A 24,285-nucleotide genomic window follows, 5' to 3' on the forward strand; every position below is an offset into this window, starting at 1 on the left:
TTTTCTGGGGTTTATATCATCTCTCTTAAACTCTAAACTCATATATAAATATATTTTGTCTCTCAGCATACTGTACAGAATAAAATATAGCATACTTTTCACATATACTTTTCACCATATTCAACCCTAATCCCAACCCTCTTTTATTTTCATTTTCTCTATAGTTTTTATCAAAAAGCTTTTCTTTGTTTTTGATAGGTTCTGAGTAAGAAGAAAAAGACAATCTTATAATATCATCACTTTGAATTAGGTTTATAGTTATGGGCTTATTGATGTCAGCATATTTAACAGCATTGGAAATATTATTATCTATCAGTCTCTCCAACTCTATTTGATTTATTGTAAAATCAATATCCTCTTGAATATTGCCAACAATCACTTTATGGTTCACTTTTGCAATCGTTGTGAAAAAAGAGATTCTCTGTTGAAGTACTTCACTCAATGACAAGTTTACTGGTGCATACACGATACTGTCATGTGAAATAATATAAGACAGATCTTCATATGAATTTGTGAGCATATTAATTGACGAGTTAATTTGGTCTATAAATTCATCAGACGAGCTGTCTGTTGCTGTTAACTTTACCATGTCACTGTTCATCATTATATTTGCAAGCGGTGTTCTTATTTGATGTACTGTATCGGCGATAAATCTTTTATTTTCATTCAATAGCTGCGTATTGGTTAGTATTTCTTTCTTTAAAGATTCTAAAAGAGTGTTGTACTCCTTGGCAACAATTCCGAGTTCATCATTTTTGTCTAGTAAGGCATTATCTTGTACAGGTTCTTTTTTGTTAATACTTTTTATAATCACTTCAATCGGCTTTGTAAAATTATTTTGAATGAGAAAAAAGATAAAAATCAAAAACCCTACAATGAATGTGACAGAAACAAAAAATATACGCTCAAAGTGTTGTAATGCATGCACCTGAGGAAAGATATCAATATCTAACTGCATAATAATATTTGTAACACCAATTTTAGAATACATATCTTTATCAAAGAACGGTACAACTACTCTCTCACTATTTCCTTTTTTTGTTGCTGCTATTTCGTGTGTAAGGTAGGCATTAATTATATTATTATACCCATGCTTTGTTTTAAAAAATTTTTGCCTATCTTTATAGTATTCATTTTTGTTACTCTTTTTTATCCCTTTTAACATGTCATAATAATAATATTTTTGTTTATCTTCATAGATAGTATAAAATTTTATCTTATTTACTGTCGCATTGTTTTGGGCTATTATGGAGTTCCATATACTTCCAATTTTATTATCCGTTATTCCGACTTCCAAGTAAGTGTTGTCTTTTAAAAGAGAATACGCGTAAAGTTTATATTTCATATCAAGCAAATCTGTTGACACAAAATTTGAAATATAAATTTTAGAATCCTTTGTTGTTTCATTCAAAAAAATTTTAGCTTCTTTTATCATACCCAGATTGAATCCCAAATCTTTAGGAAATGTCGTTTTATAAATAATGTAGTTTTTATTAATCAAAAAAATATTTAAATCGATATCGCCTAAATGAAACTTTTTAGTCAATTGCTTTTTTAATTCCTCCAGATCCATATTCATATCACTACGAAGTATTTTTAGTGCTGCAATGTGAATCTGCTTGAGAAGCTGTTTTTTAGAAATCAATACTTGTGCAGCCTGATTGTACGATGACAATAATTGCTTTTTATAAAAAACCACCTTGTTATCTACAAAGCGTTGTATATCTGCTTTATATTGTTTTTGATAGAACAGATAGGTAAAGAGCAAAAAGGACAACAGTAGTAATCCTAAGATAAACTGCAGCAGATATATTTTTGTAGTGAGCTTCAAAATTTATACTTTAGACTTAGAAAAAAAGCTCTACCGGGAGCGGGTTGTCCATGTCTGCTTGCACAGTTCTCATCAAGCAGATTTTTTACGCCGCCTTTGAGAGTAAGGTTCGTTTTTGGAGCATATGATATTTGGGTGTCTATGAGAGAATAGCTCTCTAAGCTATATGTTTTTGAATTATACACATCGTCTCTTGAGCCTACATACAGATACGTTACTAAAAAACTGGTATTGGATTGAAAGAATATTTCATCTGTTATATTTAACTTTGATGCAGGAATAAGTATCACTCTTTTATCTTCTTTATCTTTTGCATCTGTATAGGCATATGAAAATTCTATATTCTGGTTTTCAAAAGAATAATTATAGAGACTTAGTTCTACTCCTTTTATTGTAGCCGCATCACTGTTTTCGTATTGGTTGCCGTCAAACAGGATCATATCATCTACTCTGTTGTAATATGTTGCCAATTTAAGTTTTGTATTTTTTATAACTTTTAACTCTGTGCCAATCTCTAGACTCTTTGATCTTTCCGGTTTTACATATTGCGTAGCCGTATCCCATGGAAAGAACGGATAGAGTTCCACCATTGAAGCAAATCTGTTCTTTTTTGCAATTGACATATAGTAAGACTGTTCCTTATTATATACATAGTTACATGTAAGCTGTCCATCAACTGCTTTGTTATCTTTATAGTCAATATCAGTATTGTTATATCTATATGCTTGAGTAAGATTTTGTATTTTATATGCCAAAGATGCTGTTAATAAAATATTTTTATTGTATTGATATTTATGAAGATAGGACAATGAACTCTCTATTGCTTCATAGTCTCTATAGCTATTGGTGTCTCCATCTTTTGTTCTATGTCTATTTCTATCTACTCGAAGCGTTACTAAAGCACTGCTCTTTTGAGAGTAATCATATCCGACAGAGAGGATGCTTCCTAGTCTACTATCTTCATATATGGATTCATCATATTTTAAAGTTGTAAAACTTGGCGAATTATAAAAGTTAAATGTGTCTGTATAGGCATCATAATAAGATCGCAGTTTCAATGTAAGGGTGTTAATTTTGTAATCATAGTAAAACCAGTAGGAATTGAGTTCTTTGTTGTCTGTTCTTTGATAATCAGCGGCCGTTGAGAAAGCATTTGAAGGTTCATTATACACTTGAACAGGAAGTCCAAAATCTCCTTTTAGATAAGAAATCTTAAAAGCAATGTCGCTATGTTCACTCATTTTATAGCCCGTTTTCAGATATCCTCCAAACTGTTCTTTATCAGAATTAACTCTTTCTTTATCTGGCTGAATAGGCGTATATGCAAAATCATTTGAAAGGATGAAGCGGTCTTGTTTAAAACCATTGAGCATAGCTTTTACATAATATTTATCTGTTTTATAGGATACGAGTGTTTCAAGTTTACGATTATTTGTAGATATAGAGGTATCGGCATAACCGTGAAGTCCACTCTTTAGTTTTTTAGAAGTCAATACAATTTCTCCACCTACAGCAGAAGGAGCATATAAACTTGGAGCACCTCCAAAGTTCAGGTCAACTTTGAGACTGTTGTCAATATACATAGAAGTATCGACAAAACCATTTGCGGTTTTATACAGCGGCACTCCGTCTTCATAGTAATCCGTAGCTCTAAAGTCATTTCCTCTGATAGAAATCACACTGGCATTGGTTGAGCTATCTATTTGGTTTATGCTGACTTGATTCAATAGTTTTTCTGAAAGAGTTTGTGCATTTGTCTGCAACTCTTCATCAACTTCAGTTGTCGCAATATTTTCTAAGGGCGCTTCAATGCTGATAGGCTCAAGCATTAACGCATTTAGCGTACTTGCGTAGACAATGATTACAAATTTAGCTATTTGAATCTGTTTCAAATTTGTACCCGACACTCGGCTGCGATATGATGTAGTTTTTGTCAAAATTAAATTCTTTTCGTAAATCAGCTACAAGCTGTCTCAATGGATAGCTTTCCTTAATTTCATTTTCCCATACATAACTGATAATCTCTTCTGTTTTAACGGTATGGTTGATGTTTTTAAGTAAAATCTGCAGTACCCTGTTTACTTTTTTTCTTAGGCGAATAGTAGCATTATCTATCTTTAACTCTTCATTGGCAAAATCATATTTTATTCGATCATTCACAACAAATATATCAGAAGAATTATTTTTCAATAAATGTTGCATCCTTATTTGCAGCTCTTTAAGATGAAAAGGTTTTTTAATGTATTCACTACAACCATTATCATACGCATCTACAAAATTATTAACTTCGAGTGAAGCCGTCATTATGATTATTGGACTTATAAGATCTTTTTTCCTGATATATTTTACTATTTCCAGTCCACTGATGTTAGGCAGGTTTATATCTATGATGTAAACATCAAACCGTTCTTCATCTATGATATTAATCGCTTCTTCTCCATCAAATATACTCACGATATTGTAGTTTTGTAATTGCAAGAATTTTTTTACAGTAGTATTTAATTGAATGTCATCTTCCACCAATAATGCTTTCATTATTCCTCATTTATCATATTTTTATATATTACTTGATTCTTTCCATTTTTTTTAGCCTCATAAAGAGCTTCATCGGTAATCTTGTATATTTTTGAAAAGTTTTTTGCATCCCAATTTTCACAATAAACAGCACCTGCTGAAATGGTACAGGTTGTAGAATACTCATTGTTAATATGCTCTATGGACAAGGACTCCACCACTTTGAAAAACTCTTCAATGCGCTGTTGCGGATTTTCTTCATCAAAAATAAATCCCCCGAACTCTTCTCCACCGAGTCTTATAACAAAATGGGTATTGTCATCTCCAATCGCTTTTTTTGTTGCATCAGCTATTTGCACCAATGCTTCATCACCTTTTTGATGCCCATAGGTGTCATTATATGCTTTAAAATTATCAATATCTGCAATATAGAATAATACTGATTTGTCATTTAATTCTTCATTATTTAAAATATGTATGTTTAAAAAATGTCTATTATACAATTGCGTCAATTCATCAACATACGAGAGTTTTTCCAGTTGGTGAATTGCATCCATCATTTTACTAAAAGCTTCTTTTCTGCTATATTCAAACAGGTACACTAAACCAGAAAATATAAGTAGTCCAAATAGAACCTGTAATGTATCTGTAGAACTGATAGCGCCTTTATGTCCTATATATGAATAAATAAAGATTGTCACAATATATATACCCGTTAATATAGTTCCGACTTTTAAACCATTTAACAAAAATGCTACTAAGGGAAAGAAAAAAAGCCATGCAATGCTAAACATAGATTTTTCTGCATAAATATAGTAACTCAGTATTGCTACAAGAAACAATATCGTCGTTGAAAATGTCAATACTTTCACATTTTTGTATTTCAAATATATTCCAATACAAATGAAAGAGACTGCTGCAATAGTAATTTCAAAAAAAGCGAATAAAGATTGGTCTACAAAAAAAGCAATAATGCTTGAAGTAAGCAGACCGAGCACTAAAGCAAGAGAACATATTATAGATAATTGTGCAGAGTTATAGTGTGGATTTTCAATGTTAAAGCCAAAATCTAATACTTTAGCAGATCTTTTCATTTTTCTTTTTTAAAATATCAATAACAATTTTAATAGCAATTTTATTTGTTCTTAACCAGCGTTGTATTTTCTCTCGGGGCATTCCAACATTTAAAATCATATCAACTTGAGAGAGCAGCATTTCAGTATTGTTATAATATCTATTTAAATAATATCGATTCTGTAAGATTTGTTTTTCAAGTTCCATAAGTTTGTTAGTCATAAAAATATTGTAAGACAATAATGTCATATTTTTGTCATATTTTATGAACAACAAAAAAATTCAAACACTATGGCGGAATTTTGGGAATATTTATTGCTATACCTTAGGTAAAAAGCAGCCATATGAAATTAACAATACTCCTTTTACTCTTACTCCACAGTTTTTTGCTTAATGCAAAGACATCTAATTTTTCTATAATTGTTCATAAACCTTTTAATGCCGAACTTGTTGACATTATCCAAAATTATAATAGAACACTGAGTGTACTTGGATTTACAAATAAATTCAAACAAGACTTACATGTAAACAAGACATATACAGACCCTTTTGAATATTTACAAAGTCTTTCAAATAAATATGGTGCGAAGATGCAACTCCTTACCATTAATAATAAAGCACAAATCACTCAATCAAAAATAATTAATATTAAAAAATTTGCAAAACCTGCTTCTTTTATAAAAACACCGACAAATGGCTACTTTGTAGGCGGCTATACGATGGATGGCTCACAACTGTTATTGTTGCTTAATGCTAATATGAATCTAACTCATCATATATATTTTGGTACCAAAAACCATGACACAATGAATAAACTTCTCGCTTTAAAAGATGGCGGAGTATTGGCCGTGGGAACTTCGTTTACATCCAGAACAAACCAGGATAATATTTTCCAAAGTGGTTTAGGCAATGATGATATTTGTATAAGCAGGTTTACAAAAGATGCACAGCTTTTATGGACTAAAAAATACGGCACGCAATATGATGATGAAGGCATTGACGCTGCCCAAGCAGATGATGGCTCCATAGTAATACTTAGTGCAACGCATAAAATGGGTAAAACAAATGTATATATCTCAAGACTAACACAAAACGGCGATAAAGTATGGTTAAAAAAGATTCCAAGTAAAAGTACAATTGAGCCGGTTTCACTACTAAACTTAAAAGATCATAATTTTGTAATTTCTTTATCCCAAGCTGATGCTATGCACAAAAAGCAGATACGCCTAGTAAAATTCGATATATATAAAAATATATTGATAGACAGTCATATTGGCAGTATATATTCCAGTCAGATTAATGACATAAAAGAGTTTAGTGACGGTAGGTTAATAGGCGTAGGTTTTGTACAAGACAATTATAATACAGACGGCTTGGCAATGATAATAAGCAAGAATCTAAAGCTCCTTAATCAGGAACATTACGGGGATGAAAATTATGATGTATTCAACAAAGCAACAATTTTAACAAACTCGCAAATTGGTGTAGCCGGCATTCATACCGATAACAACTCCAATGAAAACAACATGTGGATAGTCAAGCTTAATAAGGATGCTACAATTGCCAAAATAGCAGCCAATAGTCAAGATTTTTATGAGCAATTATGTAAATTATTTGAAAATGAAATAAATAATAAAGAGTTGGTAATCAAAAAAGACCTAACCATTGAGTTTACAAACAAAAGTCTTTATTTTAAGGCCGGACAATACAAACTCAATATGAAACAAAAAAAGTTTTTTGATAAATTTTCCAAAAAACTACTATCTTTTTTATATACACATAAAATGCAAATAGATACTTTAGAAATCAATGGACATACTTCTAGTGAATGGAAAAATGCTACTTTTTCAGATAGGTTTCTAAACAATGAAGAACTCTCAATGAAACGTTCTTATGAAACATTAAAATCTCTCTTTTTAGCACAAGCTGAATCAAAACAGAAGTATTTAACTCAAATTTTAAAAGGCAGTGGTCTAAATTATAAAAATAAAATCATTATAAATAAAAAAGAAAATAAAGAGAAGTCTAGAAGAGTAAGTTTAAAAATTATTTTGAAGCAAGAGGAAACCAAACCCCAAAAAGGATTTAGTTAAAAAAGTTATAAATTAACCACAAGATGGAACTTCACCATCTGATGCATATTTCCAAACAAAATCATAAAGATTAGTTACATCTTTTGGTTTCATTTTTTTGATTTTTTTAACTCCATGAGGACAAATTTTAGTCCATTCTTCTTGGAGTTTACCAGCATCTTTTATAGAAGCCCAACCTTTACGATCATGCTTAATTGCGAATACTGCACCATTTTTAAGACCATCTTTTTTACAAACTTTTAGTTTTTTAAGATAAAATTTCTGACCTTTTTTTGCATCAGCCATTGCACTTGTTGTAAAAACTGATCCAGCTACCATAGCAGCCAATAATAATAAAGTCGTTTTTTTCATTTAATTTCCTTTGAATAAGTGATAACACTGTGATATGTTACTACCATCTTCATAAATTATAGATTAATCTTATACAGTGATAATAAAATTTTATGTTTTATGCTCGAAAATTGAGTCTTGTTTTATCTTGAATCAGTTTTTTATACAATTTAAACTTTGCTTTTTGCAAATCTTCATCATTATAATCAAACTCTGCTTTCATGGCTTCTGCTGCGACCCCTGCAGTATCCATTGCAAACAGTTTTAACTCTTTTTTCGTCAGTTTTGCCTTTAAAGCAGCATAAAGTTCTTTGTCGTCATCTATTAAATCAAGTGCATCAAGTCTACAAAACTCTGCAAGTTTTTCTCTAAAATTATTTTCATCGTGGTACTGTCTCCAAACTGTACTTTCTAGCATTATATTTCCTTTAATATTTGTGTCAAATCTTTTGTATCTACTATTATATTTGCTTCACGCTTTAAAATCTCTCTTGCGCAAAAGGCAATTCGTGTGCCTGCATGGACAAACATTGACAGGTCATTTGCACCGTCACCACAAACCAATGTTTCTTCTTCGCTTACACCCAAAATATTTTGAAGACGAACGAGCATATCTCCTTTTGAGAAGTTAAACATCATGTCTCCGCCTACAAGACCAGTAAGTTTTCCGTTCTTTACATGTAAAGCATTGGAAAAATCGGCATCATAACCTAAAATCTCTTTTGCATAAGAAGTAGCCGTTCTAAAACCGCCGCTAAAGCAGACTACTTTTATGCCTCTGCTTTTAAGCTCCGCTATTGTCTCACGTGCTCCAGGCATATAAGGCAGGTTATGCGATATTTTTTCAACAACTTCAAAATCCAGCCCTTTTAAAAGCCCGACTCTTTGCTGCAAAGACTCAAAAAAATCAAGCCGTCCACTCATTGCCTCTTCTGTAATGCGGGCAACTTCTTCTCCTATTCCTAATTCATCGGCAAAAAAATCAATCGTTTCGCCGTCCATTAATGTAGAATCAAAGTCAAATACTGCAAGTTTTAGCATAAATTTTCTCTCTTTTGTATATAATGTCGCAATTATAGCTAAAGACTACTTATTATAGGATTTTATTTGTTTGACACACTCATAGAGAAATTAAAAAACGATACATATATTACTTTAGAAACAACACCTGGGCACTCGGCAACCTTTACGCCTACTATAGATAAAATAGAAGCGCTGGGACTTGCAGAGTTGATTGACGGATTTTCTACAACAGACAATCCTTTGGCAAAACTAAAGTACAATGCCCTTTTTGCTGCCAAACTACTGCAAGACAGATTTAACAAGCCCGTTATAGCAACAATGAGCATGAGAGACAGAAATAAAATCGCCCTGCAATCTGACCTCTTGGGTGCGAATGAGTTTAACATCCGGGCTATTTTGGCACTCACCGGAGATCCTGCTACAATCTCAGACCAGCCAAATACAAAAGGCGTTTTTGAAGCTGACAGTTCTTTATTGCTAGACATCATTGCCGCTTTAAACTCCGGTATGGACTATGCTGCTAAGCCTTTTAGCGTTGCGCCAAAACATATACACCCTTTCGCCGTAGTTAATTCTTATGCAAAAAATCCAAAAATATTACAAAAAAAGATGCAAAAGAAGATCAAACACGGAGCAATAGGCATTATCACTCAGCCAGTCTATGATTTGGAAAATGCAAAACAACTTTTAGAACTCAAAGATAACGCAAACAAAGAGTGCTGCCGCGAGAATAAAAATGCAGAACTTATTTTAGGTGTTTTTCCCATCACAAAACTGCGTACAGCACAATTTTTGGCATCACATGTACCAGGCATAAACGTACCACCATGCTGGATAGACAAACTGCGCCAAGCCAATATAAAAGGTGTAGAAGAAGAGTATAAAGTGGGATTTGAGCTGAGTAAAAAGCTTTTTGAAGACCTCAAGCAGCTACATCCGAAAATTCATTTGATGACAGCAAATCAATTTCAGATTGCCAAAGAAATTCTCTTATAAATCTGAAATTTCCAGTTTATATCAAGCTCTCAATATCATGAATATTTACGATAGAAGAGTCTTTAATATTAAAATATTTATATGCCATTTTAATACCGGTATCCAATAAAGCCTCAGCAACTTCCCTTTCTATTTCATCCATTTTTATAATCTCTTTTGAGAGAATAATAAAATCATCGCCATATATTCTAAAGACCAATGCTTCATGAGAGAATTTTTCAAGTTTTTTGGCAACATTTTTAAGAGTTTTATCACCTTCTGCCCAGCCATATTTTTTGTTATATTGATTGAAATTGTTAAGAAATAAAACATAAATATTTTCATAACTAAATTCATCGGTATAGTTATATGCCAGAACAAAACCTAAATAATCCCTATTATACAAACCAGTTATCTGATCTCTATAAAAATATGCAAATCTTTCCTGTTCAAGCTTCGTTTTTGGCAACTGTGAAGAAGTTTTTTCATCAATATGTACATTTACAAGCGCTTTTGACGCCGCTTTTACCACTTCTGAATTAAACTGCTTTGATGCAAGGTCCTGCAACTCTTTGAGTGCTATGGGAATCTCTTTTCTTGCTTTATAAATTCTATTGGTAGTCATGGCATCAAAAGCATCTGCTACAGTCATAATCTGTGACATAATAGGTATTTCATCTCCTTTAAGACCACGAGGATATCCTGAACCATCATAATGTTCATGATGATTACGTACAATCTCAGCAATTTCCCCATAAATATCGACCTCTTTTAAAAGCTCATAGCTGACAACAACATGCTCTTTAATAATACTAAACTCTAACTCTGTGAGTTTTCCCGGCTTTAAAAGTATAGAGTCAGGAGTAGAAATCTTCCCGATATCATGCAGCATCGCAGCTCGGTAAAGATCTTCACTCTTCTCATCATTAAAACCCATTTCCTGTGCTATAAGAACTGAATACGTTGCAACACGTCTAGTATGTCCAGCAGTATAACTATCCCTTTTTTCAATCATATTTACTAAAGAGTATATATGTTGTTCATAATTTTTTATCTTATTTTCCAGAACCTTTTTTGCCTGCTTTTTACCATAGAGTATTGCGAACAAGCCGATAAAATAGATAACTAAAGTAGCAAAAATATTCCATATTGAGTTATAAAATACCTCTGCATAATACCCTCTTAAAGGAATAGAAACAGAAACTGCCCCTCTGATATCTCCTACTTTATAGCCCTGAAAAGCATGACATTTTAAACACGATTGTTTTGTAATGAGAGGATTAATATAGCGAATATATTTTTCACCATTTATATCTGTTTTAGTCAAAACTGGCTTTTTTGTAATATCTATCTCTTGAAGGGATTTTCTTTCCCAATCATCAGGTTTATTTTTAGGATTTAATAAAATAAGACTTGTTATATGCCCTTTTGTTCCGTAGAGCTTCGCATAATCATGCATCATTTGAGAAAGTGTATAGGCAGGATTCATTAAAGTAAGATGCTGCCCATCATTTGTCTGCACATCTCTGTTTTTGATATGTGAAAGGTAAAGATTTGGTGGTGTTTTTTTTGTAATGGGGACATAAACACCACCGTGTGATGCCACCCAACTTCTATAAGCTAAATCTTTTTGAATACTTACTTTTGCTTCATTAACAGCCAAAGAATCTGCATATTTATAATTATTATATACAGAGACGCCTCCACCTATAAACATAATTAAAGTCCATACAGCAATGATAATGTAAACAATTCTATTTATCAAGCCAACTCTATATCCCAAAACTACATCCTTTTAACTATTTTACACAAAACAAACTTACAACATGCTACAATTATTCCAACAAAGGATAATAGACTGATGAAATCATATAAAAAATTGCCAATATTACTTCTAATACTTTTTTTCTACAATCCCCTCTTCGCCGGACAACAGTATGAACGCTCAGCTATTATATTTGCCGCAGGAAATTTAAAATTTGTTTTTCCCAAGATAATTGAAGAATTCTATGCAAAATATCCAACTGCCACTGTTCATATACAATACGGTTCATCAGGTGATTTAGCAGATGCCATTATAAACGAAAACAGAAATTATGATATTTTCTTCTCGGCAGACACTGATTATCCTGCACAAGTTTATGCAACCAACAAGAGTGAAACAAAACCAAAAAAATATGCACGGGGGATTTTAATACTTGTCACTCCGCACAATCCTCTACTGCAAAAAGAGCGAATTCGTGCCCTCAAAAATAAAAATATTCCGTATATCACTATTGCAAACAAATCTTTTGCACCATACGGAAAAGCCACACTTGAAGCTCTAAAAAACTCAAAGTATTATGAAAATCTTAAAAATAAAATTCGATACTCATCTGATGTTGCAACAGTTATAAACAATGTAACATGGGAGGGAGATGCCGGTTTTTTATCAAAATCAGTCGTTCATATGCTGCCAAAAGGTCATAATAGACGTGGATATGATTGGATAGAAGTAAACAAAAATCTCTACCATCCTATTATACAGGCATATGTCATATCCAAAGAGGGGCTTAAAAACAACAATGCCATGCAATTTTTAAAATTTTTAGAATCTTCACAGGGACAAAAAATATTGAGAGATTACGGTTATACAAATATAACGCCGGATGAATAAACACTCTCGGATCTGACAAATATTTTGCTATAATCACACAAGTTAAATAGAATAAATTTTTAGGACAATTATGATTGATTTAAAACTACTACAAAAAGATTTTGACAGCATTAGTAAAAAGTTGATGCGCAAAAGCGTTGATGAAAAACTTTTAGAAAAAGTAAAAATAAAATTTGAAGAGCTCAAAGAGGCAAAAGCAAATTTTGAAACACTTCAGGCTGCACAAAATGCTATGAGTAAAGAATTTGGCATGCTCAAAAGAGCTGGTATGGTACATGAAATACCGAAACTAAAAGCAAAAGTAGATGAGAATAAAATCCGTATTGCTGATGCTTTGGAGATTCAGCGTCTGCGCCAAGAAGAACTTGAAGCACTTGCTATGGCTATACCAAATATACCTGACGAAGATGTACCAGACGGTGAAGATGAAAACGACAATATAGAAATAAAAAAAGTGCTCACGCCAAGAAAGTTTTCATTTACACCGAAAGAGCACTGGGAACTTGCCGAACAAAACGGATGGATAGACTTTGAACGCGGTGTAAAACTTGCAACTTCACGCTTTTCTGTAAGCTTTGGTATGGGTGCACGACTTGAACGCGCTCTTATAAATTTTATGCTTGATTTTAACCGCCAACGCGGCTTTGATGAAGTCAGTGTTCCTGCACTTGTAAACAGAAAAGCTCTTGAAGGAACGGGACAGCTTCCAAAGTTCGAAGATGATTTATACAAGATTCAAGATCAAGAACTTTTTTTAATTCCTACTGCAGAAGTTCCTGTGACAAATCTCTATCAAGACGAGATATTATCGGTTGATGAGTTACCTAAGCGAATGACAGCCTACACTTCATGCTTTAGAAAAGAAGCCGGAGCAGCAGGACGTGACACGAGAGGAATGATACGACAGCACCAGTTTCATAAAGTAGAACTTGTGAGTATTTCTACACCAGGTGAAAGCAATATTATATTTGACGATATGGTTACATGTGCGTCAGATTTACTCAAAGCCTTGGAGTTACCGCATCGGCTTGTCACACTCTGCACAGGAGATTTGGGCTTTTCAGCTGCCAAGACGATTGACCTTGAAGTGTGGCTTCCGGGACAGAACACCTACCGTGAAATATCTTCTGTAAGTAACACAAGAGATTTTCAGGCAAGACGTGCAAAAATCCGTTTTAAAAATGGCAAAAAAAATGAGCTTGTTCACACACTCAACGGCTCATCCCTCGCTGTTGGTCGTACACTGGTTGCCATTATGGAAAACTTCCAAAATGCGGATGGAAGTATAGACATTCCAAAAGTTTTACATCCTTATTTAGGGATGTAAACTCTGTATCTAGCAAAGTATCAAAAGAATTGTCCACATCTCTTGTATTTAAACTTTTTTTAAGATATAATTCCAATAAGAAAAGATGATTCTAGTTACATCTTTAGATTGCTTTATATTGACGACTCCTTTGTTTCCAGTACATTCACCTAAAAGAAAAACTTTATATTATATTTTTACCATCAAAGAAATTTGGTGTACTCAAACAAACAAGGATTTACAATGGCAACATTACAAAATGGAACAGTTAAATGGTTCAACAGCGACAAAGGTTTCGGATTTATCGAAGTAGAAGATGGCGGGAAAGATGTATTTGTACATTATCGTCAAATTAATGATAACGGACATAGTCGTGTATCACTTGATGAAGGTCAAAAAGTAACTTTTGAAATCGGTCAAGGTGACAAAGGTCCACAAGCAGAAAACGTTACAGGTCTGTAACTTTTATTTTAAGCAGCTTATATAAGCTGCTTAATCCCTCTCCCTATTTACTTAAATATCGCGGAATAGAGCAGTTCGGTAGCTCGTCGGGCTCATAACCCGAAGGTCGCTGGTTCAAATCCAGCTTCCGCAACCAATCCTAAAAAAATATAGTTATATTAAAATTATTTATATAAGTTAAGTTTCTTTGTAATAGAATAGTTTATGTTAATACATTCTATTTGAGGAAGATGCTATGAAAAAAACACTATCTAAATATTTTAACATATATGTAGTTATTGCTCTAATTGGTGCTTTTTCTTTTTTATATCTTTTTTCATTTGCGTTTGTTCTTAATGATGTAGCGACAGGATCAAGTTTAAAAATGAAAAAAAAGGCTATCCAAAAGAAAAAAGAGCTTTGTCTTAAAGATCCGACACAATGCTGATTTATTCTTTGTTACTTGAATACCGCATAACAAATATAAAAAGACTCAATACCGCGATCATAATACCAACACCTGCTATCAGGTAAAAAGCATGGATCATCTGTCCATAATCACTCAAAGCAATTTTAAATACAACCATTAATGATTCTATAGACAATGCTATAATAATAGATATCAAAAAGCGTGCCAATAGTCTGTTTTCTATGTTATAGTCACGGCTGATACTTTTGTAAAACACTTCATGCTCCAAAATTGTTTTTGACAAATCAAAAATAGCCAACGCCAAAGTCAATGCGATGATAGAGCGAAATAGTCCAGACAAAATATCTTTGTCTTGCGTACCAAAAGTTATCCAAATAGTAAAAAATGCGTAGCTGACAAGTGCCAAAGAAAACAGTGAGAGTAAAAATCCAAAAAGTCCATAAAAATATTGTGTAAATTTACTAAAGTATTCATGTCCATCCACCAAAGAGAGCTCTTTTAAAAGTGTATACAATTCAAAATCATACACTATATATTCTTCATTAATATACTGTACAACTGTTATGTAAGGTGTCCCGCTTCTTGAATTTACATATACATTTGAAATATATATATTGTCTTCTCTAAACTGTATGCGTTCAAGTAAATGTGATTTATCCAGACCAAGATATGTTTTATCATCCTCTTCTGCTGTATAAAGCGGCGTGGCCTGTTTTAAGTTTTTATTTATTTTATAAGTAGCCTGCAGTGCCGGAAAAAGTGAAAACAGTGATTCTTTCACCATTGCATCATATTCACCTGCATCAATACTTTCTACCATTACAGTCAGGGAATTTTCTATAAATGAATATTGTTTTTTATATATTGAAATAATTTCTTTCATAACCCACCTCAATTCATGCATTACATGTATGCATCAAATCAGGTAGTTACTGCTATAATATCATTTTAAACTATAAGTTATAATAATAGAATATCATTAATAGAATATTTTTATATTTGGTACTTTTTTTGCTTATAAAAATATAAAAGATGTAATATTAAATAGGGTAGTTGATGGCTGATACACACGAAGACATAATAATTATAGAAGACAGTGATGCAGCATTACACTCGTATAATCAGCATGATGAGTTTCTTGACGAGAATGAAGATGAAGCCAGACAGAAAAAAATTATTCTTTTTGGTGGTATTGCAATTATTGTTGTTTTACTCATTATTGTAACCGCGCTTCTCCTTATTAAAAATGCTTCCACACAAACGACTAGTGACTTTAGCACTTTAGACAACAAACTACAAGAGGCAAAAAAACCAGTCATCCAGCAAAGTAAACTGGAAAATATGATTGCCAAAGCAAATTATTTATACTCAACAGGTGCAAAAGAGAAGGCTCTCACCCTGTATGAAAATATTGCCCATTACTCTCAGGCTATATCGCAGTACAATCTTGGTGTTGCCCAAATGAAGAATGAACAGTACGCACTGGCATTAAAAACTTTTCAAAATGCAATACTCAATGATGAGAAAAGGTGTGTCAGCGCCATCAATGCAGCCGTATGTTCCTTACATGTAAAGGATGAGGCTAGCTTTAAGTATTATATTGATTTGGCTTATGCCTACCTGCCTTATGAAATCAATTCACCCCTGTATTCATACTACTATACACTTGTAAATTACTATAACAAAAACTATCTTGGAGCTTTGAGTGGTCTTAAAAATACAGATCACCCTGCATATCCGGTTGTGCAAAATCATTTAAGTGCAAAAATTAACGCTTTATATAACAACAATTATGATGCTATTGATTCTTTAGAAAAAATTAATGAAGATATCGATGACTTTAGTTTGGCTCTTTTATATGCAAGAGTTGGCGATTTTAATCTGGCTATTGATCATCTTAACAGTGCTATAATAAAAAACGAGCAGCCACTCAAAGCCAAACTGGCACGCAGTTATATTAACTTAAAAGCCGGACACATACAAAAAGCAGCATCACAACTTAAAAAAGTAACAGATGAATACCCACAAGAGGTTTATAAAGCATACCCCGTAAATGTAAAGCTCAAAGATGCTCTGTTTGATCCGCAAAAAGCGCAGGCATTATATAGAAAGAAAATTCAAAATTCAAAATTTATCAACTACCAAAAAATATTTTATTTTTCACCATATAAAATCTTCAATGCAAATCAAACCATTAGTTATATCAGAAAAGGAAATGCGAATATTTATATTGATAATGTCAAATCTGCGCAAGAATATTTAAAAAAGAGTTACTCTTCTTCCAATGTTGATATAGGCATTACAAAAGCTATTAAAAAAGCACTCTCTTTAAAAATTCGAGAAGCAAATCAGGATTTACAAAAACTTGTAAAAATTCAGCCTAAGCACTCCATTTTGCATTATAATCTTGCCCTGACTTATGCTCAAATGGGAAATATGCTTCAGGCGAATAAACACTTTCTACGTTCATATCATTTAGATGCCAAGAACTATCTCTCCGGCGTTTATGCTGTAATGACAAGCCAGTTAATAAATAAAAACTACACAAAACTAGAGTCTCTTTTAAAAGATTCTATATCTACCCAAGAGACAAGTGAAGAGATTGATTTATACAATACCCTTTTACACCTCAGTGACAATGACTATCTCTCAGCGATTGAATGGCTTGACAAAGACTACAAGCAAAGACCTCTGTATCTAATATTAGATACACTCATTGCCAGCAAAACAAAAAATCTTGACAGAGCAAAAAGCGCTGCATCAAAACTGACTGTCATGTTTCCTCATGATATACTCCCTCATATGATTTACATAGACACACATTTTAGCAGCTATAAGACACCAAAATATGCAGAAGAAGTCTTAAAATACTTAAAGAAACAGCATTTTAATTTCACTGATTTGTATTATGGTCCATTTATTACCAGATACACTTATATACAGGAGCATTTAATTACGGGAAGACTCTATTATCTAAGAGAACAGTTAAAGCAAGTACTTCAGACTACTGATACAAATACAGAAGATATAGAAAGCGTACTGGCTTTAGCATCCCTGTATAACAAGAACTTTGAGGAGTCATATACACTCTACAATCATTTAATAGACGAATTAAAGGTTAGGGATGCATATACACTCTATTTGGGAGCAGTAGCTTCAACAGCAGCCCAGCATCATGCAAATGCAATAGCGTTGCTTGAGTTATCAAAAATGAAAAATGAAAACTTTTTTGAAGCCAGATATGCACTTGCTCTTTTGTATATGGAAATTAAAAATAATGAAGGTGCATCCATACAACTGCAAAAAATCAACAATGATGCCTTTGAATCGGAATATTTTGAATTTAATATAGATACAGATAAGCTTATGTTTATGAAAGAGCATCCCCAAGGATAATAATTGGCTTAAGAAAAATAACCTATTAGAGAGTGAGATGCTTGGATTTCGCTGTTTGGTTTAATATCTAATCTGAAGTTTTTCGGTAAATAGAGTTCACTCATACTGTTAATTGCATATCCGTATCTTGAACCCTTATACAAGGGTTCATTTTTAGAGACTTCTATATTTACAGGAGCAAAACTTTGCTTGAGTCTGTGCAGCACTTTTACTCTATTGTTATGTGCATCTACAAATACAAGTTCTGCAGTTTCATTTAAATCATAAAATAATTTTGATTTTTTTGAAGTTCTTGCACCTCTGATAACTTTTGTACTTTCAAGATGTCCACTTAAGGGAACACGTAATACACCGACATTCATATAATTTGATTCTACGAGCACTCTATAGACATATTGTCCATTTTTTATTTCATCTATAGCTTTCACAACACCGTCAACGGGGGAAACAACTGCTTTATCATCTAACAAAGAGAGCTCTCTTTCCGGATTTCTAAAACTATAAATAAAAAACAACGCTAATGCAAAAGACAAAAGAGAGAAAAATTCTAAATCTAAAATCCCAAATATAATGGCAGTAAGAAGAGCATAAGCAATATATTTATAACCGTTTTTACTTACAATAAAAAGATTATTTTTCATCACTTTTTCCGTTAGTATCATCATGATCTGTCATTGTTGCATCTGCTTTTAACTCTTCTTCAATGCTCTCGCTGTTTTCTACAACCTTAGATTCAATACCATTTTCTTTTTCAAAATTCACAATGATTTTTCTAACCTCATCACCGGTAATATTTTCTTTTTTATACAGCAGGGCAACCATCTCTTCGATAGCTCCACGATACTCTTCTAAACGATTTAAAACGGCCTGATAATGCTCATCTAATGATTTTTTGATGTATTCATCCATCTCTTCGGCCATTCTTTCGCTGTATTCGCGTGTTGCCTGTTGTCCACCTCCGCTTAAAAAGGACTGGCGTGATTTCTCAAGAACCATTAGTCCTGCGATTTCACTCATACCATAGGTCTGGACCATTGATTTTATAATGTCAGTAGCACGTTCCAAATCATTTCCGGCACCTGTTGAGATTTCACCAATGAAGACTTGTTCAGCCGCACGGCCGCCAAGCAGAGTATCTACTTCTGCCCATAACTCATGCATCTGCATCATATACTTGTCTTCTTCTGGCTTATTAAGCGTGTAGCCAAGTGCAGCCAAACCACGGGGTACTATAGAAACTTTAGAAACTTTTTTCGCACCATCTGTTGTTTCAGCCAAAAGTGCATGCCCACTTTCATGGTATGCAACAATTTTTTTCTCTTTCGGATTAATACGTCGAGATTTTTTAGCAAGACCTGCAAGTGCACGTTCAACTGCTTCATACATATCTTGCTGTTTGACAGTTTTTTGACTTTTTCTACCTGCAAGCAGCGCCGCTTCATTAACTATGTTCGCTAAATCTGCACCTGCTAGTCCTGCCGTTAAGCGTGCAATCTCTTTAAGATCCACATCTTTGTCTATTTTTACATTTTTTACATGTACTTTTAAAATTTTTACACGACCTTCAAAATCTGGTTTATCGACAAGAACCTGTCTGTCAAAACGACCTGGACGCAACAGTGCCGGATCAAGTATTTCAGGTCTATTAGTCGCTGCTAAAATTATAACAGGTGTATCTGTTCCAAAACCGTCCATCTCTGCTAAAAGTTGATTAAGTGTTTGTTCTCTTTCATCATTTCCGCCCATTGGACCACCGGCTGCACGGCTTTTACCGATAGCATCAATCTCATCTATAAATATAATACTCGGCGCATCTTTTTTAGCCTGCTCAAACAGATCTCTTACACGAGCTGCACCCACACCCACAAACATTTCAATAAAACTAGAACCGCTTACTGAGAAAAACGGAACTTCTGCTTCACCTGCAACAGCTTTGGCAAGTAATGTTTTACCGGTACCGGGGCTTCCCACAAGAAGTACACCTTTAGGAATTTTTGCACCGATTTCTACATATCGTCCAGGATATTTCAAAAAGTCTACAATCTCCTTCACTTCTTCTTTTGCCTCTTCAACACCTGCTACATCGTCAAATTTTGTATCCGGTTTTTCTGAGTTTATTAACTTTTTGGAATTTCCCATTCCAAGCAGCCCTCCACCCATACTTTTTTGCATACGACCGGCAAAAAACATCCAGATAGCAATAATTATCAAAAATGGAAACAGCCAGCCAAACATTTCTGTAAACCAGTTTGTTTCACTAAATCCTGTATAGTCGATTTTTTCTTCATCTAAAAGCTTTATCAGTTCACTGTCACCTTTTACCACTCTTGTTGTATAAATTTTTGAACCGTCTGTTGAAATAGCTCTAATATAACTTTGTCCTATTTCAACTTTTTTTACACTTTTAGACTTTACAAGCTCTTTAAGTTCTGAATAATCAACCGGCTTAATTCTTGTTGTAGATGTTCCCATTACAGAATTATTATTACCGACACCTTCGCCAACCATTACTTTAAACAACAAAATCACTACAACTGAAAATATTGCAAATGTTATCAGCGGATTTTGGTTAAAAAAGTTGTTATTGTTTTTATTGTTTTCGTTATCTGCCATCTTTATTTCTTCTCTCTTTTTAAAACTAATGTAACCCATTCATCTTGAGCTATTTTTTCTATTATTTCACAATCTTTATAAAAATTCAAAACTTTTTCTTCATACTTGTTTAATATACCAGATAAAATTAAGACTCCCTCATCTGCCAATGCTTTTTTTAAGTCATTTGCAATAAAAGTTAATACATCTGCAACAATATTTGCCACAACTATATTGTACCTTTCATCCAAATTTGAAGCAGAACCCTCCCATATTGAATGAAATTCCAAATCATTTAACTTCGCATTTTTTATAGAATTTTCAACCGACACAGGGTCAGTATCACAAGCATCCACAACGGCTCCGAGTTTCATAGCACCAATGCCCAGTATGCCGCTGCCGCAGCCTACATCTAAAACTCTGTCACCTTTATGTACATATTTAGAAATGGCGCGCAGTGAAGAAGCAGTCGTTGGATGATGCCCTGTACCAAATGCAAGAGCCGGATCTATCACTATATTTATAAGGTTTGGATGGTTGTCATTCCATGTAGGATGGATGTAAAACTTATCTATTGCAAGGGGTTCTATACTATTTTTATAAGACTCTACCCAGTCGCTATTTTGCAATTTTTTTTGAGTACACTCTACTTCTACAGGCGCACCCAGAGCCTTTTGCAAAGCCTCTGCAAACTGTTCCAATCCCCAAACTATGGTATCAAGCTCCTCTTCACTTCTTATAATAAAGCCCTCATCTGTCTCTTCAAAACCAATCGGCAGAGTGTCTGCCAAAAAATCTGCAAACAATTCATGATGAGAAGAGACTTTAACCACTAACTCATAGTAATGCTCTTGCATTACTCCGTAACACCCATTACAGCACCAAGTTTTTCTTTAAGTACCTGTGGAGTAAACGGTTTTACTATATAGTTATTTACTCCGGCTTTAAGTGCTGTAATAACTTCCGCTTTTCCACCTTCTGTTGTTACCATAATGATAGGCGTATCTTTAAAACGCTCATCTGCACGAACTTTTTTTACAAGTTCAAGTCCGTTCATCTCCGGCATATTCCAGTCTGTAATTAACATTTCAATATCTGGGTTCGCATCCATTTGCGCCCAACCTTCAACGCCGTCAGCACCTTCAAGAATATCTTTGTATCCAAGGCGAGCCAAAGTATTTTTTATAATACGACGCATTGTAGAACTGTCATCAACAACAAGTAATTTCAATTGAAATCCTTTAAATAATATTTTGCATAATTTATACCTAATAATAGCAAAATTCTGTTTGTTTTGCTATTAATCTACCAATTTGAACATTTTGGGCAAATCTAATCTTCCCTCATAGTACGCTTTTCCAATAATTACACCATCAACTTCTCCGGTAGCAATTAAAGCTTCAATATCACCTTCATCTTTAACGCCGCCGCTTGCAATTGTACTTATCCCGCTAGCTCTTGCAATATCAAGTGTAAATTCTACATTTACACCGCTGAGTGTACCGTCTTTTCCGACATCAGTACATATTATAGCTTCTACACCGGCATTAGCAAACTCTTTTGCTAAATCTGTTGCAAGCATTGTACTTACTTCTCCCCAGCCTTCAACCGCTACATATCCGTCTATTGCATCAATGCCTACGGCAATAGGATATTTAGCTGCCATATCTTTCACAAATTGAGGATTTTTTACGGCAATAGAGCCTAAAATAATTCTGTCAATTCCAATGTCAAGCATCTTTTGGATTGTCTCTTCATCACGAATTCCTCCTCCGAGCTCTAGTTTCACATTAGAGTTTTTACGAATTTTGATTATCTGTTCAAGATTTTTAGGCTCCCCTGCAAATGCACCGTTTAAATCTACCAAATGCACCCATTTTGCACCCATTTCCTCAAATTTTTTCACCAATTCATATGGTTCATCCGAATAAATTTTTGCACTTTCCATCAAACCTTTTGTCAGGCGAACTGCTTTTCCGTCTTTTAAATCTATTGCTGGGTATAATGTCATGTAATTATTTTCCTTTTAAGTATTTCAATAAACTATTATAGTTTTATAAAATTTTCTAAAATTTTCAGTCCATTTTTATGGCTCTTTTCAGGGTGAGGCTGTATTCCCATAATATTATTATGCGCAACTGCCGATGTAAATTTATACCCATAGTATGTTTGCCCGATGATGTCATTTTCATCTTTACATGTAACGTGATAGGTATGCACAAAATAAAGGTAATGTTCATCATCCAAACCTTTAAACAGAGGATGCTCTTTTGTAAACATTCTGTTCCATCCCATATGCGGCACTTTTAAAGGCTCTTCAAATTTTTCACTGTCAAACTTCACAACATTTCCTTTTATAAGCCCCAAACCTTCATGCTCTCCAAACTCTTGTGAGCTTTCAAACAAAAGCTGCATTCCAAGGCAAATACCAAGCATTGGTTTACCACTCTGTGCAAACTTTTTTATAGCTTCTGTCATTTTACGCTCTTTTAAGTGCTCCATCGCATCTCCAAAAGCACCGACACCCGGTAATATCAGCTTATCATACTCTTGAAATTTATCAGGATTACTTTCAACTACAGTTTCTTGTCCAAGTTTGGCAAATGCATTTTTTACACTTGCCAAATTTCCCATGTTATAATCAATTATTGCTATCATTATTCATCTATCTTTAATTTTGTAAATTTTATATATATTGCCAAAGAAACAATTAATATACCGACACCGGCAATAATATACATTGAGTATATTAATTTATTCGGGTCTGTAATTGCAAATTTGAACACCAGCATTAAAGCTTCAATGGAGAGTGCTATAATGATGGAGCCCAAAAAGCGAACCATTGTTTTATGCGGACCGGATATATCATGTTCTTTGTATCTTCCTAAAATTTCTTCTTCTACAAGTGTTTTGGACAAATCAAAAATTGCCAAAGAGAGTGTAAGTAAAATCGTTGCTTCAAAAACATCTTTAATTTTAAAATGACTTATAGATATCCCATACAAAAAGAAACTCTCTATCCCTTTTACAAATAGCAAAAGAGCGATAGCAACTAATGCTAATGCGAAGGCACCATACGTAAATTTGAAGAATTCACTGAAAAATGTATCCATTTTGTTAAGATGTGCAATTTTAAGCACTTCTTCAAGCGGCATATCAATACATGCCACATACTTCAATGAACCATTTTCATCAAATATTGGTGCAGATGCCGTTACAGTTAAATCTCCTGTAATCAATGACGGATAAGGATCCGTAATTGTACATCTTTCTTCTCTTACCGCACGATAGTAATATGCTCTGTCTGCGCGGATTTTTCCCATATCATCATCTATCTGCTTCTCTTTCGCAAACGTCGGGCTTACCTGTACTCCCCTGTTGTCAAGCAGATAAACACCCTCACAATTTTCCTGATCTGCTTTGATTTTAAGCAGTCTCGGCATAATCATGTCTTCAGTTAAAGAAGGAAGTCTGTTAGGAATATTTTTTGAAAAAAGATAACAAAAATAGGCTCTGGCTTTTGTCCTGCCCTCGGCAAAATGTTGGATATCTATAGGAACCATACAAGTTACTCCTTCTTAATTTGTTTGAATTATATCAAAGATTTACTATTATTGGTATAAT

At 33.6% G+C, this 24,285-nt stretch carries 24 protein-coding genes and 1 tRNA gene; 8 read left to right on the forward strand and 17 right to left on the reverse strand.

Annotated elements, in window-relative coordinates; genetic code table 11:
- Nucleotides 1-25: 25 nt before the first annotated feature.
- The 5 genes from SAUT_RS08670 to SAUT_RS11390 are packed head-to-tail and all read right to left on the reverse strand — an operon-like array spanning nt 26 to nt 5,641.
- On the reverse strand, nt 26-1,831 hold the full coding sequence (locus SAUT_RS08670) for a sensor histidine kinase (protein WP_041675227.1): 1,806 nt from the start codon (nt 1,829-1,831) through the stop codon (nt 26-28).
- Nucleotides 1,828-3,723: a TonB-dependent receptor gene (locus tag SAUT_RS08675; RefSeq protein WP_013327511.1), complete on the reverse strand. Its 1,896-nt coding sequence runs from the start codon at nt 3,721-3,723 to the stop codon at nt 1,828-1,830. The genes SAUT_RS08670 and SAUT_RS08675 overlap by 4 nt, the downstream gene beginning before the upstream one ends.
- Nucleotides 3,701-4,366, reverse strand: coding sequence for a response regulator transcription factor (locus tag SAUT_RS08680; protein WP_013327512.1), 666 nt, complete (start codon nt 4,364-4,366; stop codon nt 3,701-3,703). Before SAUT_RS08680 ends, SAUT_RS08675 begins: the two co-directional genes overlap by 23 nt.
- Nucleotides 4,366-5,439: a GGDEF domain-containing protein gene (locus SAUT_RS08685; RefSeq protein ID WP_013327513.1), complete on the reverse strand. Its 1,074-nt coding sequence runs from the start codon at nt 5,437-5,439 to the stop codon at nt 4,366-4,368. Before SAUT_RS08685 ends, SAUT_RS08680 begins: the two co-directional genes overlap by 1 nt.
- Nucleotides 5,423-5,641 (reverse strand): hypothetical protein, encoded by a 219-nt coding sequence (locus SAUT_RS11390; RefSeq protein WP_169302260.1) that lies wholly within the window; start codon nt 5,639-5,641, stop codon nt 5,423-5,425. Before SAUT_RS11390 ends, SAUT_RS08685 begins: the two co-directional genes overlap by 17 nt.
- Before the next feature lie 122 nt (nt 5,642-5,763).
- Between SAUT_RS11390 and SAUT_RS08695 the strand changes: the two genes are divergently transcribed.
- Nucleotides 5,764-7,512: a hypothetical protein gene (locus SAUT_RS08695; RefSeq protein ID WP_013327515.1), complete on the forward strand. Its 1,749-nt coding sequence runs from the start codon at nt 5,764-5,766 to the stop codon at nt 7,510-7,512.
- A gap of 12 nt (nt 7,513-7,524) precedes the next feature.
- Here the strand turns inward: SAUT_RS08695 and SAUT_RS08700 are convergent, their stop codons facing one another.
- The 3 genes from SAUT_RS08700 to serB form a co-directional block, all read right to left on the reverse strand.
- Nucleotides 7,525-7,863 carry a hypothetical protein gene (locus SAUT_RS08700; protein ID WP_013327516.1) on the reverse strand — a complete coding sequence of 113 codons (339 nt, stop codon included), beginning with the start codon at nt 7,861-7,863 and terminating at the stop codon, nt 7,525-7,527.
- Between the two features lie 97 nt (nt 7,864-7,960).
- Nucleotides 7,961-8,260, reverse strand: a complete 300-nt coding sequence (locus SAUT_RS08705) for a hypothetical protein (RefSeq protein ID WP_013327517.1) — start codon at nt 8,258-8,260, stop codon at nt 7,961-7,963.
- Nucleotides 8,260-8,916: a phosphoserine phosphatase SerB gene (serB, locus tag SAUT_RS08710; protein ID WP_281046548.1), complete on the reverse strand. Its 657-nt coding sequence runs from the start codon at nt 8,914-8,916 to the stop codon at nt 8,260-8,262. Before serB ends, SAUT_RS08705 begins: the two co-directional genes overlap by 1 nt.
- Nucleotides 8,917-8,949: 33 nt before the next feature.
- Between serB and SAUT_RS08715 the strand changes: the two genes are divergently transcribed.
- Nucleotides 8,950-9,861: a methylenetetrahydrofolate reductase gene (locus SAUT_RS08715; protein ID WP_013327519.1), complete on the forward strand. Its 912-nt coding sequence runs from the start codon at nt 8,950-8,952 to the stop codon at nt 9,859-9,861.
- A 16-nt stretch (nt 9,862-9,877) separates the two neighbouring features.
- Here SAUT_RS08715 and SAUT_RS08720 read toward each other — a convergent pair whose 3' ends face one another.
- Nucleotides 9,878-11,605 carry an HD domain-containing phosphohydrolase gene (locus SAUT_RS08720; protein WP_245534099.1) on the reverse strand — a complete coding sequence of 576 codons (1,728 nt, stop codon included), beginning with the start codon at nt 11,603-11,605 and terminating at the stop codon, nt 9,878-9,880.
- Nucleotides 11,606-11,701: 96 nt separating this feature from the next.
- Between SAUT_RS08720 and modA the strand changes: the two genes are divergently transcribed.
- The 5 genes from modA (at nt 11,702) to SAUT_RS08745 (ending at nt 14,691) form a co-directional block, all read left to right on the forward strand.
- Nucleotides 11,702-12,496 carry a molybdate ABC transporter substrate-binding protein gene (modA, locus tag SAUT_RS08725; protein WP_013327521.1) on the forward strand — a complete coding sequence of 265 codons (795 nt, stop codon included), beginning with the start codon at nt 11,702-11,704 and terminating at the stop codon, nt 12,494-12,496.
- 70 nt (nt 12,497-12,566) lie between these two features.
- The gene (gene serS / locus SAUT_RS08730) at nt 12,567-13,823 is read left to right on the forward strand and encodes a serine--tRNA ligase (protein WP_013327522.1); all 1,257 of its coding nucleotides are present in this window, start codon (nt 12,567-12,569) and stop codon (nt 13,821-13,823) included.
- 222 nt (nt 13,824-14,045) lie between these two features.
- Nucleotides 14,046-14,264, forward strand: a complete 219-nt coding sequence (locus SAUT_RS08735; protein ID WP_013327523.1) for a cold-shock protein — start codon at nt 14,046-14,048, stop codon at nt 14,262-14,264.
- A gap of 59 nt (nt 14,265-14,323) precedes the next feature.
- A tRNA-Met gene (locus SAUT_RS08740) sits at nt 14,324-14,400 on the forward strand.
- A 99-nt stretch (nt 14,401-14,499) separates the two neighbouring features.
- Nucleotides 14,500-14,691 (forward strand): hypothetical protein, encoded by a 192-nt coding sequence (locus SAUT_RS08745; RefSeq protein ID WP_013327524.1) that lies wholly within the window; start codon nt 14,500-14,502, stop codon nt 14,689-14,691.
- Between the two features lies 1 nt (nt 14,692).
- On the opposite strand, the gene SAUT_RS08750 is transcribed toward SAUT_RS08745, so the two are convergent.
- Nucleotides 14,693-15,556, reverse strand: a complete 864-nt coding sequence (locus tag SAUT_RS08750; RefSeq protein WP_013327525.1) for a hypothetical protein — start codon at nt 15,554-15,556, stop codon at nt 14,693-14,695.
- 173 nt (nt 15,557-15,729) lie between these two features.
- Here SAUT_RS08750 and SAUT_RS08755 point away from each other — a divergent pair, with 173 nt between their 5' ends.
- Complete coding sequence (locus SAUT_RS08755; protein WP_013327526.1) at nt 15,730-18,069, forward strand: tetratricopeptide repeat protein; 2,340 nt, start codon at nt 15,730-15,732, stop codon at nt 18,067-18,069.
- An 8-nt stretch (nt 18,070-18,077) separates the two neighbouring features.
- On the opposite strand, the gene SAUT_RS08760 is transcribed toward SAUT_RS08755, so the two are convergent.
- From SAUT_RS08760 to SAUT_RS08790, 7 genes are all read right to left on the reverse strand, one after another.
- Nucleotides 18,078-18,710: a phosphatidylserine decarboxylase gene (locus SAUT_RS08760; RefSeq protein ID WP_013327527.1), complete on the reverse strand. Its 633-nt coding sequence runs from the start codon at nt 18,708-18,710 to the stop codon at nt 18,078-18,080.
- The gene (gene ftsH, locus SAUT_RS08765) at nt 18,700-20,682 is read right to left on the reverse strand and encodes an ATP-dependent zinc metalloprotease FtsH (protein WP_013327528.1); all 1,983 of its coding nucleotides are present in this window, start codon (nt 20,680-20,682) and stop codon (nt 18,700-18,702) included. The genes SAUT_RS08760 and ftsH overlap by 11 nt, the downstream gene beginning before the upstream one ends.
- Before the next feature lie 2 nt (nt 20,683-20,684).
- Nucleotides 20,685-21,518: a 50S ribosomal protein L11 methyltransferase gene (locus SAUT_RS08770; protein ID WP_013327529.1), complete on the reverse strand. Its 834-nt coding sequence runs from the start codon at nt 21,516-21,518 to the stop codon at nt 20,685-20,687.
- On the reverse strand, nt 21,518-21,892 hold the full coding sequence (locus SAUT_RS08775; protein ID WP_013327530.1) for a chemotaxis response regulator CheY: 375 nt from the start codon (nt 21,890-21,892) through the stop codon (nt 21,518-21,520). Before SAUT_RS08775 ends, SAUT_RS08770 begins: the two co-directional genes overlap by 1 nt.
- A gap of 69 nt (nt 21,893-21,961) precedes the next feature.
- On the reverse strand, nt 21,962-22,672 hold the full coding sequence (gene hisA, locus SAUT_RS08780) for a 1-(5-phosphoribosyl)-5-[(5-phosphoribosylamino)methylideneamino]imidazole-4-carboxamide isomerase (RefSeq protein WP_013327531.1): 711 nt from the start codon (nt 22,670-22,672) through the stop codon (nt 21,962-21,964).
- Between the two features lie 35 nt (nt 22,673-22,707).
- A complete protein-coding gene (gene hisH, locus SAUT_RS08785) occupies nt 22,708-23,319 on the reverse strand; it encodes an imidazole glycerol phosphate synthase subunit HisH (RefSeq protein WP_013327532.1) in 612 nt (203 codons plus the stop codon).
- Complete coding sequence (locus SAUT_RS08790) at nt 23,319-24,224, reverse strand: PDC sensor domain-containing protein (RefSeq protein WP_013327533.1); 906 nt, start codon at nt 24,222-24,224, stop codon at nt 23,319-23,321. Before SAUT_RS08790 ends, hisH begins: the two co-directional genes overlap by 1 nt.
- Nucleotides 24,225-24,285: the final 61 nt, after the last annotated feature.

The organism is Sulfurimonas autotrophica DSM 16294 (genome assembly GCF_000147355.1).
In the GTDB taxonomy this organism is placed as follows: domain Bacteria; phylum Campylobacterota; class Campylobacteria; order Campylobacterales; family Sulfurimonadaceae; genus Sulfurimonas; species Sulfurimonas autotrophica.

Coding starts and splice junctions, on each gene's coding strand:
- SAUT_RS08680 (WP_013327512.1), bottom strand. CDS start 4,366: ATGAAAGCATTATTGGTGGAAGATGACATTCAATTAAATACTACTGTA.
- SAUT_RS08685 (WP_013327513.1), bottom strand. CDS start 5,439: ATGAAAAGATCTGCTAAAGTATTAGATTTTGGCTTTAACATTGAAAAT.
- SAUT_RS11390 (WP_169302260.1), bottom strand. CDS start 5,641: ATGACTAACAAACTTATGGAACTTGAAAAACAAATCTTACAGAATCGA.
- SAUT_RS08695 (WP_013327515.1), top strand. CDS start 5,764: ATGAAATTAACAATACTCCTTTTACTCTTACTCCACAGTTTTTTGCTT.
- SAUT_RS08700 (WP_013327516.1), bottom strand. CDS start 7,863: ATGAAAAAAACGACTTTATTATTATTGGCTGCTATGGTAGCTGGATCA.
- SAUT_RS08705 (WP_013327517.1), bottom strand. CDS start 8,260: ATGCTAGAAAGTACAGTTTGGAGACAGTACCACGATGAAAATAATTTT.
- modA (WP_013327521.1), top strand. CDS start 11,702: ATGAAATCATATAAAAAATTGCCAATATTACTTCTAATACTTTTTTTC.
- serS (WP_013327522.1), top strand. CDS start 12,567: ATGATTGATTTAAAACTACTACAAAAAGATTTTGACAGCATTAGTAAA.
- SAUT_RS08735 (WP_013327523.1), top strand. CDS start 14,046: ATGGCAACATTACAAAATGGAACAGTTAAATGGTTCAACAGCGACAAA.
- SAUT_RS08745 (WP_013327524.1), top strand. CDS start 14,500: ATGAAAAAAACACTATCTAAATATTTTAACATATATGTAGTTATTGCT.
- SAUT_RS08750 (WP_013327525.1), bottom strand. CDS start 15,556: ATGAAAGAAATTATTTCAATATATAAAAAACAATATTCATTTATAGAA.
- SAUT_RS08755 (WP_013327526.1), top strand. CDS start 15,730: ATGGCTGATACACACGAAGACATAATAATTATAGAAGACAGTGATGCA.
- SAUT_RS08760 (WP_013327527.1), bottom strand. CDS start 18,710: ATGAAAAATAATCTTTTTATTGTAAGTAAAAACGGTTATAAATATATT.
- ftsH (WP_013327528.1), bottom strand. CDS start 20,682: ATGGCAGATAACGAAAACAATAAAAACAATAACAACTTTTTTAACCAA.
- SAUT_RS08770 (WP_013327529.1), bottom strand. CDS start 21,518: ATGCAAGAGCATTACTATGAGTTAGTGGTTAAAGTCTCTTCTCATCAT.
- hisA (WP_013327531.1), bottom strand. CDS start 22,672: ATGACATTATACCCAGCAATAGATTTAAAAGACGGAAAAGCAGTTCGC.
- hisH (WP_013327532.1), bottom strand. CDS start 23,319: ATGATAGCAATAATTGATTATAACATGGGAAATTTGGCAAGTGTAAAA.
- SAUT_RS08790 (WP_013327533.1), bottom strand. CDS start 24,224: ATGGTTCCTATAGATATCCAACATTTTGCCGAGGGCAGGACAAAAGCC.